The sequence below is a fragment of the Bacillus sp. AFS077874 genome (assembly GCF_002566505.1).
Classification (GTDB): Bacteria; Bacillota; Bacilli; order Bacillales; family Bacillaceae_G; genus Gottfriedia.
The window spans coordinates 133,522-147,654 of the sequence record NZ_NUYF01000009.1 but is presented as its reverse complement, the minus strand read 5'-3'; the positions used below and the strand labels follow the sequence as shown (position 1 = coordinate 147,654).

Below are 14,133 nucleotides of genomic sequence, written 5' to 3'. Positions count from 1 at the left end.
TAATGGAAATATTTTTCACTATGTAAAGCTAGTTCATTCTCCAGAAGGCTATTCAAAGCTAGATTGTTTAGACAATCTAATCCGCTAACCTTGAAGAAGCATTAAGCTAATCTATTTTTCGGGTATGGTAATTTAGCAAAAACAAAAAAGAGAGATGAAAAATCACCTCTCTCAATTCTTTTTAGTTACCATTTACAACTTTTACATTATCAACTTGAATGGGACCCATTCCTCTTGGTAACTCAACGTTTTCGCGAGTATCAGCTTCTAAAGCTTCAGCGATAAAGTTTGCAGCTACATTCGGATCAATTCTATCACCGCAAGTGTAAACATCGATACTTGCATAACCATGCTCAGGAAAACTGTGAATAGTTAAGTGTGATTCTGAAATGATTACGACACCACTAACGCCATGAGGAGCGAACTTGTGAAAAGCAACTTCACGAACTTCTGCACCAGAGCGTAACGCAGCATCAACAAAAGTTTCCTCAATAAATTTCATATCATTTAATTTTTCTGTATTACAACCCCATAATTCTGAAATGACGTGACGACCCATAGTATCCATATTCATTTCCCCCTTAAAATAATTTGTCATGACTTCTATTGCGAAAGTATGATCAACTACCACGGGGGAAAGTTAGTCCAAAGAGGTCCTAACCCTTTAAGTAATTAGTTATACTTTTAGAAGTTCACGAAAGTTAGTATACTTTTTTTAAATTTGAATTGCAAGATAAATTTTATTTTTTTGTTATTTACTGAATTAATTGTGAAGAAAATAAGTCTATAAGTGCGATAAATGCATGTATAACAAGGAAAAAGAGCGTACATGCTTTTTAGGGGATAGATCGCTATCTGGTATTGTATAGTGAGACTTTTGTAATGGAAATCAACGTTCTTCTTTATTAGATATTAAGTCACGTATTACATCTCAGTATAGTCATAAATTCACATTTCTCATTAATGTGTTATACAACTTCAAAAAGACTAACCAGATAAACTAGTTAGCCTTTTGTATTCGTTTACAATTTTTTATAAGTACAATATTTTAATTAAACAGTTTCAAGCTTTTTTATTTTAGATGCAACGATTGACACCAAGTCAACTACGCGTCTTGAGTAGCCCCACTCATTATCATACCAAGCTAATACTTTAACTTTTGTACCATCGATTACCATTGTAGAAAGAGAATCGATAATTGCAGAGTGTGTATTTGTATTAAAATCAATTGATACTAATGGCTCGTTACAATATTCGATAATTCCGTGCATTGAACCTTTAGAAGCTGTTTCAAATACTTCATTAATTTCTTCAACAGTTACTTCTCTCTTTAAGTCAACAACTAAGTCAACAAGTGATACGTTTGGAGTAGGAACACGTAAAGCCATACCATGTAACTTACCATTTAAATGTGGAAGTACTTTAGATAATGCTTTTGCTGCACCTGTAGTTGTTGGAATAATTGATTGACTGCAAGCACGTGCACGACGTAAATCTTTATGTGGATTATCAATATTTTTTTGATCATTTGTAAATGAGTGAACAGTTGTCATTAATCCATTAACAATTCCAAATTGCTCATCTAATACTTTTACAACTGGCGCTAAACAGTTAGTTGTACAAGATGCGTTTGAAATAATGTGATGATTTTCTAGGTCTAATTTATCATCATTTACGCCAATTACTACTGTGATATCTTCATTTTTACCAGGTGCTGTTAAAATTACTTTTTGAGCTCCAGCAGTAATGTGCATTTTTGCTTTTTCAGCATCATTAAATTTTCCTGTTGCTTCAATAACTATATCAACATTAAGCTCGTTCCATGGAAGTAACTCAGGATTTCTTTCACTAATTAATTCCACACGCTTACCATCAACGATTAAATGATCTGCATTTGCAATTACTTCACCATCAAACTTGCCATGAACTGTATCATATTTAATTAAGTGCGCTAAAGTTTCAGAAGGATAACTTGCATTAATTGCAACGATATTATAATCTCCATTTTTAATTGCTTGACGGAAAACCATGCGTCCAATTCGACCAAATCCATTTATTGCTACATTTACCATAAGTAAACCCCCAATTAAGTTATACTGTTTATTATCTCCCTGCAATTAGTATAACACATAAGTTGGATTTTGGTTAAACTATTTACATTATTTTACGAAATAATTTTATTTAATAGGTCTTTAACCTGTCTTTTTGTATCCTCAAAGTCACCATTGTTATCTATTACATAGTCAGCTCGTGCTGCTTTTTCTTTAACTGGTATTTGAGACGCAATACGTAAAAGGGCATCCTCTTTCGATAAACCATTACGATTCATCAAACGCTTTAGTTGATTTTCTTCCGACACTGTCACTACAATTACTTTTTCCACTAATTCAATTGAGTTACCCTCATATAAAAGAGGGATATCTAAAATAACAAGTGGTTCACCTTCTTTTATGTATCGATCAGCTTGTTCTTTCATTTCACGTCTTACTTCTGGATGTACTATTTCATTAAGTTGTAAGCGCTTTTCTTTATTATTAAAAATAATACTTCCGAGAAATGGTCGATTAATTTCACCAGAATTTAAAAGAACCTCACTCCCGAAAGCCTCAACAATTTTTTTATATGCAGGTTGTCCAATTTCAACCACTTCTTTTGCAATTACGTCTGCATCAACAATTGGAACATTTAATTCCTTTAAGAAATTGGAAACTGTACTTTTTCCACTTGCAATGCTACCAGTTAGTCCAAAAATTTTACCCATCTTTTATTCTCCTTACACTAGATAAAGAGGACCAAATGGAATAAATCCATTCGGATACACTCTTTCATTATTTTTATTACATCTTCATTAATCCAATTAATATTAAAAAAACACCTGGTAAAAAGGTTAACTTTTGAAGCCACAATGTTTTCGATAACACATTTCCTAATTTCATACCAAATAATAAGAATAAAGCACTTGCAGTAGATGTTACGATTGCCGTCAATAGCGGAGAAAATCCAAGTAACGATGCACCTATACCAGCCCCAAAGGCATCGAGTGAAAGTGCAAACCCAAGTAACATCGCTTCCAATCCATTAATACTACCTGAACGATCTATGTCTGCAGTTGTAGGCTTCTTTAAAATTTTTACGACAACACCTAGAATTTCAAATTCCCAGTCAATCCCTTTATCTTCTATCTCATTCTTTTCTTCTATATTTGATCCTTTATTTGATCGGTAAAATTGAAAAAGTACCCATAATCCTATACATACAAGTACAAATCCTCCGATTCTTTTTGCTATTATCGGTGAAAAAAAGTCTGTAATTGCATGCCCAATCCCCATGGATGTCATTAATATGATCCCTGAACAAGCTGCAATTGTAATGATTGATTTTAAAGGAATTTTTACTTTTCGAAGTCCATAAGTAAACCCAACACTGCAACTATCTAAGCTTAGTGCGCATGCTAGTAGTATTAATGATAGCATATTTACCATAAAAATAGGCCCCTCTCTTTCGTACTCTTGATATAGTATGAAAGAAAGGAACCTTATGTTAATTTTTTTTAGGCTGACAGACCGGGCAAAAAGAAGTACCTCTGCCGCCAACTTTTATTTTTTCTATTGGTTGGCCGCAATTATGACACTCTAAACCCTTTCTGCCATATACTTTAATGATATCTTGAAAAGTTCCTATTTGACCTTGTGAATTTACATAAGAACGAATTGTGCTTCCACCTAAATCCACAGCCTCTTGTAAAGTTGCTGTAATGGATTCGGCAAGTATTTTTATTTGTTTAGACTTTAATGATGATGCAGGTGTTTCCGGATGAATCTTAGCCCTGAATAAAACCTCATCAACATAAATATTACCTAAACCGACTACTAATTCCTGATCTAATAAAACGACTTTAATTTTTCGGTTTGTATTTTTAAGCTTTTTTCTTAAATAATCAACAGTAAATTCATCGGAAAATGGCTCTGGACCTAATTTAGCAAGTGGTGGTCCTTCATTCTCCTCACCTTTAATAAATAAATGCATTGTGCCAAATTTACGAACATCTTGATACCTAAGTTCTGTTCCATCTTCGAATAGGAATCGAACATGAGTATGAGGTGCTACAGGTTCTTCCGCTGGGAACACGCGAAATTTCCCTTCCATTCTTAAATGTGAAACAAGTGTAAAATCACTTAATTGAAATAGTAGAAACTTACCTCGACGATTTATATTTTCTACTGTTTGACCTTTTAGTAAAATCTGAAACTCATCTACTTCATTCGGTTTCTTTATTATTTTTCCCCATGAAACGATTACTGTTGAGATTGTTTTCCCAACGATTAAATCAAGTAAAGTTCGTCTGACCGTTTCAACTTCTGGTAATTCAGGCATACAAAGTCATCCTATCTATTTATTTTGCTTCAAACCAAGAATCTCCAAAATTATAATCAACCTTTAATGGCACTACTAGCTCGACTGCATGTTCCATTACTTCTGGTACGATTTTTTCTAAAATTGCTAATTCTTCTTTTGGAGCTTCTAATATTAATTCATCATGTACTTGTAAAATTAATTTTGCCTGAAGTTTTTCTGCTTTAAGACGCTCATCTAATAAAATCATAGCCTTTTTAATAATATCTGCAGCACTACCTTGAATTGGGGTATTCATCGCTGTTCTTTCAGCAAATCCACGAACATTAAAGTTTGAGCTTGAAATTTCAGGAATATAACGACGTCTATTTAAGATTGTACTTACAAATCCATCTAGTTTTGCCTTTTGAACAATATCTGACATATAATCTTTTACTTTTGGAAAACTAGCAAAGTACTTTTCAATAAATATAGACGCTTCTTTTCTTGTAATACCTAATCCTTGTGATAATCCATAATCACTAATTCCGTATACAATCCCAAAGTTAACAGCTTTTGCTTGTCTTCTCATATTACTTGTTACCTCATCAGCACTAACATGGAAAACATCCATTGCAGTCTTTGTATGAACATCAAAGTCATTTTTAAATGCATCCATTAAATTATCGTCTAGTGCTATATGAGCTAATACCCTTAATTCAATTTGAGAATAATCGGCAGCAAAGATCAGCCAGTCTTTTTTAGATGCGACAAAAGCTTTTCTAATTTTTCTACCTTCTTCTAAACGAATAGGAATGTTTTGCAAGTTAGGATCAATTGAGCTTAAGCGACCAGTTTGTGCTAATACTTGATTAAATCGTGTATGAACCTTGGAATCTGATTCATTTATCACTTTTAATAAACCTTCTACATATGTAGAATTTAATTTCCCAACTTGGCGATAGTGAAGAATTAATCGAATGATTTCATGTTCGGCCTCTAATTTTTCAAGTACATCAGCAGAAGTCGAATAACCAGTTTTTGTTTTTTTACCAGATGGTAAATTTAACTTTTCAAATAATATAACACCTAATTGCTTTGGTGAATTAATATTGAATTTTTCTCCGGCTAACTCATAAATACCCTCTTCAAGCTCTTTTAACGTATTGGCTAGTTCTGAACCCATCGTACGAAGAGTCTCTTCTCTAACTGTTACTCCTTCAAATTCCATATCACCTAAAATAAATGTTAAAGGTAATTCTAATTCTGTTAGTAGTTCAAATTGACTATTTTTTCGCAATAATTCTTCTAAAGTATCTTTTAATTTGCTAATAGCAATTGTTTTACGAACAATATATTCAGATAAAACTTCATCTGATGGCTTAGATTGCTTTGCACCCTTACCATAAATCGTTTCTGCAGTTTGAATTGAAAAATCTATTTTACCATTTACAATATCAGCAAATTCTTTATTAGACTGGGCAGGGTCATATATATATGAAGCAAGTAGCGGGTCGAAATTAACACCATTTAAATTAATTCCTCTCCACTTCAGTGCAACATAAGCGCCTTTTGCATCATATACATTCTTATTAACACGCTCATCCTCGAGCCATTTTTTAAATAAATCCGACTCTAAGCCAACAGCTGTCGGGATAAAGAAATGACCTTTTTCATTAGAAAGACCAAATCCTTGAATTTCTTCTGTATGATAATTTTCTCCGATCATTTCAACGATTAAGCTTGAATGATTCGCTAGATGTTTCTCTTCTATTGAATCTAGTACTTCATAGTTAATCTCTTCTAGATCTTCAATCGATTCTTTGATGTCCAATTTAGCTAACAATGATGTAAATCCAAGAGATTTAAAAAATTCCGCAACTTTATTCGTATCAGCTTCTGGAAGCGTTGTGTCATTTACCGTTAATTCAATTGGTGAGTTTTTATTAATTGTCGCCAATTGTTTACTCATTAAGGCTTGATCTTTATTTTCACTTAAATTTTGAAGAAGCTTCGCTCCACTTACTTCCTCTATATTTTCATAAAGACCTTCTACAGTTTGAAACTGCTTTAAAAGTTTAATTGCAGTCTTTTCCCCAATACCTGGAACACCAGGAATATTATCAGATTTATCACCCATTAATCCTTTCATATCAATAATTTGATCAGGTGTAATCTCATACTTTTCATGAATTGCTGCAGGAGTAAATTCTTCAACTTCAGTAATACCCTTTTTAGTCATACTTACAGTAATTCGATCATCAACTAGCTGTAATAAATCTCGATCACCTGAGATGACCTTTACTTCATATTCATCTTTAGAAGCTTGACCTGCAAGTGTACCAATAATATCATCCGCTTCATAATTCTCTAATTCATAACGTGCAATTCCGTATGTATCTAATAGCTGGCGCACAAGTGGAAACTGTTCACTTAACTCTGGTGGAGTCTTTTGTCTTCCACCTTTATATTCTTTAAATGTACTATGTCTAAATGTTGTTTTCCCTGCATCAAATGCAACAAGCATATGAGTCGGTTTTTCATCTTCAAGAATTTTCATTAACATCATTGTAAATCCATAAATTGCATTCGTATGTACACCTTTATCATTACTCAAAAGAGGCAATGCAAAGAAAGCTCTATAGGCAATACTATTCCCATCAATTAAAACCAATTTCTTCTTCAAAATAGATCCCCTTCCTATTACAAATCTCATTATCTTTTTATGTATTAATTTTATTTGGTTACTTTTTCAAAATTAATCGTTTCCTCATTTCCTTGCTCTTAACATTTTAACACGAACTATTCATAAAAGAAAAAGAGGTCGTCTTTGATTCAGGCATATTAAAAGTTTTTATTCACTTTTAGATTAAAGTTGAATAATTATGACTTTTAAGAATGAATCGTAAGACTACCTCTGTAATTAATTTAAGTCGATTTCTCGCTCAAAAATTAGTTCAACACATGAACCTTCTATTGCTTGCTGATTGTTTACAACTTGATGAAGGCGCCAGCCACTTTTAGCATAGTTCCCAACTACATCATAATAATGACGATTTGATGATTTCGTGTTAACTTTTACAAATTCGTATTCGTACATCTGTATCCACCCTCCGATGTATGACTCAACACTCATAATTTCCCCAAAAATTATAAAAGTAATATGATCAAATAAAGAAAACTCGTCGACTGACAAGCCTTTTAGGTAGAGGCGAAGTAGCACTTATACTTTATTCCTAAAATTGGTGATTACTCGCTGCCAATTTATACGATCTTAAAGTGCAATAAAAAGGTATCCACTAGTATGGACACCTTAAAGATAAATTAAAACATTTTTGAATATAAAAAATCCCGGAAGTATAACTACTCCCGGTTTAAGACAACTCCTTGGATGAAGGGGTTTTCATCATAACTATACCAATTATTTATTAATTATTAATAAATACAATGTAAAATCAATGTAAATGTCACATCGAAATATTTTTATTTAAGGTTACAATGAATGACGTCCCATGGCCTAGTTTACTTTCAACTTCGATTTTGCCTTTATGAGCTTCGACAAGATGCTTTACAATAGCTAGCCCTAGGCCTGTCCCTCCGGAGTTCCTACTTCTTGCTTTATCTACTCTGTAAAAACGTTCGAAAATACGAGATATATCTTCTTTTCCAATTCCAACTCCTGTGTCATTGACCCTTAAAACAATCTGATCATTTGTCTCGGAGGCAGTAATAAATACTTTACCACCAGCTGGAGTATAATGAATTGCGTTATCAACTAAATTAATAATTACTTGTTTTAATCTTAACGCATCAGCATATACAACTAACGGACTATTTAAGTATAATTTGAAGTCTATATTCTTTTCTTCTGCTTTTTGATTAAGCATTTGCTGTACATCTTCAATAACTTGTTTTGCGGATACTTCTGCAAGATCTAATTTAAAATTTTGTTGCTCAATTTTTGAAAGGTCTAATAAATCTTGAATAAGTGTCTGCATACGATCACTTTCCGTTAAAATAATCGATAAGAAGTTTTTACATAACTCATCATTTTCCATTGCTCCATCAAGTAGCGTTTCAGTAAAACCTTTAATAGATGTAATTGGCGTTTTAAGCTCGTGAGATACATTTGCAAAAAAATCTTTTCGAACTTGCTCTAATTTCTTTAATTCACTTATGTCATGGAAAACAAGTACAATTCCTTTCCACTCGTGATTTATCCCAATAATTGGTGCACCGTATATTTCAAAATGTTTTCTTTCAATTGATAACGGCAGAATGATTTGCTTTCTAACTTTTATTTCTTTTAGAAAAATTTCTTCCACGATTTCAATAACTTCTTTATGTTTAAATGCGTCATAATAAAGCTCACCCAGTATACTTCTCGAGTCAATTTTGAACGTTTCTCGATATGTTTTATTAATTAGGTTTACATGACCTCTACTATTAATTAAAACAACTCCGCTACCAATATTATGGATCAATGTGTTTAATCGATCTTGCTGCATTTCTTGTTGACTAGTCATTTCTTGAAGATTTTTTGCAAGTACATTCATTGCTTGACTTAACATTGTTGTCGATTCATTACTTTCGGCTAGTGTTCTAGCTTTATAATTCCCTTTGGATAATTCAATTGCAACTTGTGTAATATCTTCAATTGGTTTTGAAAATTGATGCGAATACCGTATTAGTAAAATTATGATGGCAAATAAAACAAAACCTAATAATGAAAATAATAACATCGAAATACTTCGGTAAACTTCTTTGATTGACTTAGTTGAATAATCAACAATCAAAAATTGTTTATTACCATGTTTATCTGTTATTTTCTTGCCGTAATATTTAGCAGCAGAATCTTTTTCGATAAATTTAGCTGCAGAATTTACTTTATCAAGTCGTTCTAGATAAGCTTTTAAATTCTTTGATGATATATTCAATTCCACATTCTCATTACTAGATTTAGCGATTAGATTATAATGATCATCAAATAAAATTATATCGATATTTAAATCCTTAGATATCTTTTTTAACGTTTGATTAGATATATTCTTTGTTAATGGGGTATTCGACTCCATTATTGAAGCAATTAAGTTCGTCTCTTTCTCAATTCTTTGATCATAGTTTGTCAGATAAAAGGATTTAAATATTTGCCCTAGTACGATTCCTAATATAACAAGAATAACGATTATTATTGCAGAGAATCCATAGAGCAATTTTCGATTTAGATTACTCATTTAGTCTTGGTTCCTCTAATTTATATCCTAATCCACGAATTGTTTTTATATAAACTGGTTTTTTCGAATCTAGTTCAATTTTTTCTCTTAAATGGCTAATATGAACATCGACAATTCTAGTGTCTCCAGCAAAATCATAATTCCAAACGGCACTTAATAATTGATCTCGAGTCAATACTCTACCTTTATTTTTCGTTAAATATAATAATAACTCAAATTCCTTAGGTGTTAACTCCAGTTTTTCACCTTGGAAATATGCTTCATAATACTCAGGTAGAATCTTTAAATCAGCAATTATTAAAGTATCAGCGTCGTCGTTTGATTGTACTGGTGTCTCAGTAATTTTAGATCTTCTTAAAATCGCTTTAACTCTAGCTACGACTTCTCTTGGGCTAAATGGTTTTGTCATGTAATCATCGGCACCAAGTTCAAGTCCTAACACTTTATCAAATTCATCATCTTTTGCTGTAACCATTAAAATAGGCGTCGTGTTTCTTTGAAGTCTTAATTCTTTACATACTTCCATACCATCTTTTTTAGGTAGCATTAGATCTAGAACAATTAATTCTGGTTTTTCCTCTACAGCCTTTTGTAAACCTTCTTCCCCATCAGTAGCTGTAACAACTTGAAAGCCTGCCTGTTCTAGGTTAAATTTGATTAAAGTTAAGATATGCTCTTCATCGTCAACTACAAGAATTTTATTGTTCATTTCATATTCCTCCAGGTCATTGTTAAACCCTCATCCATTTGTATCCTATTTTATTTATCTATATCTACTTTTTAATCATACTAAAAATTCGACCAGACGTAAAACGTAAAAAGCAGGGATGGAAAGTACATTCAAAGGTAAAACAACAAAAAAAGAATGTCAGTTGACATTCTTTAAGTTAAAAATTTTCATATAGTAGAGCATTCGATTGGTTTACTGTTGGTGGAATTACTGTTAGTTTTCCATTAGCAATTTCAGTTTGCGTTTTATTTAAAACGCTTACATTAATACATACTTCATTTAAACCTGAGTTAATTTCGACTACCTCAAAATGAATTGAAATTGTTTCATTATGATATATATGTTGATCGAATTGAAGTTCTTTTTTAATAATATGACTTCCTGGGCCAGGTAAATGTTTTGTAACTGCTGCAGAGACTAACCCGCTTATAATAAAACTTGGAACAATCGGTTTATTATATTTTGTTTGTGAAGCATAGTTGTATTGAGTATATAATGGGTTTGTATCGCCTGTTAGAGCCAGGTATAAGTAAATATGTTTTTCATCAATATGTTCTGTTACAATTAACTTTTCACCAATTGAAATGTCTTCAAGTTTTCGTCCGATTTTTGCTTTTTTAGTTAACATATTAAACCCCCTGTTTATCTTAATATTTTAAAAATTCGATAAACAACAGCAAATTTCCTTCTTAATCGGCAAAATTTTTATAAAAAACTTATAAAAAATTTTACTATTCGTCTATTCATATTTTCCCCCTTATAGAAGATAAAATTCTATCTTTCTCCTTAATAAGTAATTTAAATACTCCTATACGTACTCCCTTTAAAATCCGTATAAAAATCATGTGGTTTGTTGCATAAAAAACTTGTACATACTTATACCGAGAAACGTCATTTCGGAAACATAAGTTTTTGGTATAATTTAGTAGATAAGATGTTTAAATTAAGTGAAAAGGAGAGATGGACATGTCCTATATAGTTGATTTTAAAAATGTGTCTACGGTTGGTTTAGAGTCCTCCCCAGTAGTCGATGCACTTGCTGGTTTACGCGCTAATGAAGCTCGTTATTTTATGAACAAGTACAAACATGAGTTTACGGTCGTACCTGCTAGTGAAAGTCAGGAGACACTTGATTATGTTAACCGAATTTTGAAAGAAGAACGTGATATCGTATTCGCAGCTAAGCCTTTAGAAACTTCTAGTTTTCAAGTGGAAAATATTAAATTTACCTACGTCTATTATGAGGATGGACTTTCGGTCAACGTTATGTATACAGTTGATGATCCTAAAAAGCGTGCTGTTGGTTTTAAACTTTCTGACGGAATGGAAATTCCAGCAGAGTTAGTAGAGAAGTTTAAGTTTGCTAGGCAGAAATCGAAACTAGCTGGAACGATTCGTGGATCGTATTTTGTTATTAAAGGTGAATATTAAAGTAAACTAAAAATCAAAGACCCACAAGATAATTAGAAATTACCTTGTGGGTCTTCTTTTTAAGCTAAAACGTTCATAACGTTTTTGACAGCTGCAACTGAACGATCTAACGCTGTTTTTTCTTCAGCTGTTAAATCTAATTCGATAATTTGTTCAATACCGTTTCCGCCAATAATTGTAGGAACTCCTAAGTAAATACCGCTGTACCCATATTCGCCTTCTAAATAAGCGATTGTAGGTAACACGCGACGTTGATCCTTAAGTATAGCTTCAACCATTTCTACTAAAGATGCAGCAGGTGCATAATAAGCACTTCCGTTACCTAGTAGATTAACGATTTCTCCGCCACCCTTACGAGTACGTTCAACAATAGCATCTAAACGATCTTTTGGAATTAATTTTTCTAATGGAATTCCACCAGCATATGAATAACGCACTAATGGTACCATATCGTCTCCGTGACCACCTAAAACAAATCCAGTAATATCTTTAACGGATAAATTTAATTCTTGAGCTACAAACGTTCTAAAACGAGCTGTGTCAAGAACTCCGGATTGTCCTATAACGCGGTGTTTAGGAAAACCAGCTTCTTTGTATACTGTATAAGTCATTGCATCAACCGGATTAGTTAAAACAACGATTGTACAGTTAGGAGAGTATTTTACGATTTCACGAGTAACTGCTTTCATGATGTTTGAGTTAGTTGATACTAAATCATCGCGGCTCATACCCGGTTTACGAGCGATGCCTGCTGTGATGACTACTACATCTGAATCTGCTGTGTCAGCATAATCACTAGTACCAATAATGTTAGCATCAAATCCTTGAACTGGACTTGCTTCAAGCATATCTAAGGCTTTGCCCTTAGTAGGGTTCTCTAGTTGTGGAATATCAACTATTACGACATCCCCTAATTCCTTTTGTGCAAGCAAGAAAGCTGTTGTAGCACCAGTAAACCCAGCACCTACCACGGAAATTTTACGTCTACGAATTGACATATAAATACCTCCCTTTTGTTTACAAACACAATTTAATTATACAAGAACTGATTCCATATTTGAAATTAATTCGTTTGCAAATTCAGAACATTTCACTTCAGTAGCTCCATCCATTAGACGAGCAAAGTCATAAGTAACAACTTTTGAAGCGATTGTTTTTTCCATTGACTTAAGAATCATAGAAGCTGCTTCATTCCAACCCATATGCTCAAGCATTAATACTCCAGAAAGAATAACAGAAGATGGGTTTACTTTATCTAGTCCAGCGTATTTAGGTGCTGTACCATGAGTAGCTTCAAAAATAGCATGTCCAGTTTCGTAGTTGATATTTGCTCCAGGAGCGATACCAATTCCACCAACTTGAGCAGCAAGTGCATCAGAAATATAGTCACCATTTAAGTTCATTGTAGCTACTACATCGAACTCACGTGGTCTTGTTAAAATTTGTTGTAAGAAGATATCAGCAATGCTGTCTTTTACTAGGATTTTACCAGCTTTTTCAGCTTCATCCATTGCTTTGTTAGCAGCATCTTTACCGCTTGTTTCTACAATGCGATCGTATTCTGCCCATGTAAATACTTTATCGCCGAATTCTTGCTCAGCAACTTCATAACCCCAGTTCTTAAATGCACCTTCAGTAAATTTCATGATATTACCTTTATGAACTAAAGTTAAAGATTTACGGTTTTCTTGAATTGCATAATTAATTGCTGCGCGTACAAGACGTTTTGTACCTTCTTCAGAAATTGGTTTAATACCAATACCAGATGTTTCTGGGAAACGGATTTTATTAACACCCATCTCTTTTTGTAAGAATTCAATAACTTTTTGAACTGCTTCAGAACCTTTTTCATATTCGATACCAGCATAGATATCTTCAGTGTTTTCACGGAAGATTACCATATCTGTATCTTCTGGACGTTTAACTGGTGAAGGTACACCTTCAAAGTAACGTACAGGACGTAAGCACACAAATAAATCTAATTCTTGACGTAGAGCAACGTTTAAAGAACGAATACCACCACCAACTGGAGTTGTTAAAGGTCCTTTAATTGCGATCATGTATTCTTCAATTAAATTTAAAGTTTCTTGAGGTAACCATTCACCAGTTACATTAAATGCTTTTTCACCAGCAAGAACTTCTTTCCATTCAATTTTACGATTGCCATTATATGCTTTTTCAACAGCTGCATCTAAAACACGTGAAGATGCTGCCCAAATGTCTGGGCCTGTACCGTCGCCTTCAATAAAAGGAATAATTGGATTATTTGGCACGTTTAATTGGCCGTCTACTAATGTAATTTTTTCAGCTTGCATTACATGCTCCCCCTTGTATAAATAAATTAAATTCATTAAAATACATGCTTTTGAGAGGAAGATTCCTCTTCCTCTCTTTACTATACCACTA

13 protein-coding genes are annotated in these 14,133 nt (G+C 33.0%); 1 reads left to right on the top strand and 12 read right to left on the bottom strand.

What is annotated here, in order from left to right; genetic code table 11:
- Positions 1–181: 181 nt before the first annotated feature.
- The 10 genes from speD to COJ46_RS11040 form a co-directional block, all read right to left on the bottom strand.
- A complete protein-coding gene (gene speD / locus COJ46_RS11085; RefSeq protein ID WP_088013420.1) occupies positions 182–568 on the bottom strand; it encodes an adenosylmethionine decarboxylase in 387 nt (128 codons plus the stop codon).
- A gap of 484 nt (positions 569–1,052) precedes the next feature.
- The gene (locus tag COJ46_RS11080) at positions 1,053–2,072 is read right to left on the bottom strand and encodes a glyceraldehyde-3-phosphate dehydrogenase (protein ID WP_029715263.1); all 1,020 of its coding nucleotides are present in this window, start codon (positions 2,070–2,072) and stop codon (positions 1,053–1,055) included.
- Between the two features lie 92 nt (positions 2,073–2,164).
- Positions 2,165–2,761, bottom strand: a complete 597-nt coding sequence (gene coaE / locus COJ46_RS11075) for a dephospho-CoA kinase (protein ID WP_097979079.1) — start codon at positions 2,759–2,761, stop codon at positions 2,165–2,167.
- A 76-nt stretch (positions 2,762–2,837) separates the two neighbouring features.
- Positions 2,838–3,482 (bottom strand): sporulation membrane protein YtaF, encoded by a 645-nt coding sequence (gene ytaF / locus COJ46_RS11070; protein ID WP_097979080.1) that lies wholly within the window; start codon positions 3,480–3,482, stop codon positions 2,838–2,840.
- Between the two features lie 58 nt (positions 3,483–3,540).
- Positions 3,541–4,374 (bottom strand): DNA-formamidopyrimidine glycosylase, encoded by an 834-nt coding sequence (mutM, locus tag COJ46_RS11065; RefSeq protein WP_098565918.1) that lies wholly within the window; start codon positions 4,372–4,374, stop codon positions 3,541–3,543.
- Between the two features lie 19 nt (positions 4,375–4,393).
- Positions 4,394–7,048, bottom strand: a complete 2,655-nt coding sequence (gene polA / locus COJ46_RS11060) for a DNA polymerase I (protein ID WP_097979082.1) — start codon at positions 7,046–7,048, stop codon at positions 4,394–4,396.
- Positions 7,049–7,255: 207 nt separating this feature from the next.
- The gene (locus COJ46_RS11055; RefSeq protein WP_167555369.1) at positions 7,256–7,432 is read right to left on the bottom strand and encodes a DUF4177 domain-containing protein; all 177 of its coding nucleotides are present in this window, start codon (positions 7,430–7,432) and stop codon (positions 7,256–7,258) included.
- A 367-nt stretch (positions 7,433–7,799) separates the two neighbouring features.
- On the bottom strand, positions 7,800–9,566 hold the full coding sequence (gene pnpS, locus COJ46_RS11050) for a two-component system histidine kinase PnpS (protein WP_097979084.1): 1,767 nt from the start codon (positions 9,564–9,566) through the stop codon (positions 7,800–7,802).
- A complete protein-coding gene (locus tag COJ46_RS11045; protein ID WP_056472254.1) occupies positions 9,559–10,275 on the bottom strand; it encodes a response regulator transcription factor in 717 nt (238 codons plus the stop codon). Before COJ46_RS11045 ends, pnpS begins: the two co-directional genes overlap by 8 nt.
- 178 nt (positions 10,276–10,453) lie before the next feature.
- Complete coding sequence (locus tag COJ46_RS11040; protein ID WP_097979085.1) at positions 10,454–10,924, bottom strand: MaoC/PaaZ C-terminal domain-containing protein; 471 nt, start codon at positions 10,922–10,924, stop codon at positions 10,454–10,456.
- A 338-nt stretch (positions 10,925–11,262) separates the two neighbouring features.
- Here COJ46_RS11040 and COJ46_RS11035 point away from each other — a divergent pair, with 338 nt between their 5' ends.
- Positions 11,263–11,727, top strand: coding sequence for a phage tail protein (locus tag COJ46_RS11035; protein WP_098565917.1), 465 nt, complete (start codon positions 11,263–11,265; stop codon positions 11,725–11,727).
- 59 nt (positions 11,728–11,786) lie between these two features.
- On the opposite strand, the gene mdh is transcribed toward COJ46_RS11035, so the two are convergent.
- Positions 11,787–12,725 carry a malate dehydrogenase gene (mdh, locus tag COJ46_RS11030; RefSeq protein WP_097979087.1) on the bottom strand — a complete coding sequence of 313 codons (939 nt, stop codon included), beginning with the start codon at positions 12,723–12,725 and terminating at the stop codon, positions 11,787–11,789.
- Between the two features lie 36 nt (positions 12,726–12,761).
- The gene (gene icd / locus COJ46_RS11025) at positions 12,762–14,042 is read right to left on the bottom strand and encodes an NADP-dependent isocitrate dehydrogenase (RefSeq protein WP_097979088.1); all 1,281 of its coding nucleotides are present in this window, start codon (positions 14,040–14,042) and stop codon (positions 12,762–12,764) included.
- Positions 14,043–14,133 lie beyond the last annotated feature (91 nt).

Coding starts and splice junctions, on each gene's coding strand:
- speD (WP_088013420.1), bottom strand. CDS start 568: ATGGATACTATGGGTCGTCACGTCATTTCAGAATTATGGGGTTGTAAT.
- COJ46_RS11080 (WP_029715263.1), bottom strand. CDS start 2,072: ATGGTAAATGTAGCAATAAATGGATTTGGTCGAATTGGACGCATGGTT.
- coaE (WP_097979079.1), bottom strand. CDS start 2,761: ATGGGTAAAATTTTTGGACTAACTGGTAGCATTGCAAGTGGAAAAAGT.
- ytaF (WP_097979080.1), bottom strand. CDS start 3,482: ATGGTAAATATGCTATCATTAATACTACTAGCATGCGCACTAAGCTTA.
- mutM (WP_098565918.1), bottom strand. CDS start 4,374: ATGCCTGAATTACCAGAAGTTGAAACGGTCAGACGAACTTTACTTGAT.
- polA (WP_097979082.1), bottom strand. CDS start 7,048: ATGAGATTTGTAATAGGAAGGGGATCTATTTTGAAGAAGAAATTGGTT.
- COJ46_RS11055 (WP_167555369.1), bottom strand. CDS start 7,432: ATGTACGAATACGAATTTGTAAAAGTTAACACGAAATCATCAAATCGT.
- pnpS (WP_097979084.1), bottom strand. CDS start 9,566: ATGAGTAATCTAAATCGAAAATTGCTCTATGGATTCTCTGCAATAATA.
- COJ46_RS11045 (WP_056472254.1), bottom strand. CDS start 10,275: ATGAACAATAAAATTCTTGTAGTTGACGATGAAGAGCATATCTTAACT.
- COJ46_RS11040 (WP_097979085.1), bottom strand. CDS start 10,924: ATGTTAACTAAAAAAGCAAAAATCGGACGAAAACTTGAAGACATTTCA.
- COJ46_RS11035 (WP_098565917.1), top strand. CDS start 11,263: ATGTCCTATATAGTTGATTTTAAAAATGTGTCTACGGTTGGTTTAGAG.
- mdh (WP_097979087.1), bottom strand. CDS start 12,725: ATGTCAATTCGTAGACGTAAAATTTCCGTGGTAGGTGCTGGGTTTACT.
- icd (WP_097979088.1), bottom strand. CDS start 14,042: ATGCAAGCTGAAAAAATTACATTAGTAGACGGCCAATTAAACGTGCCA.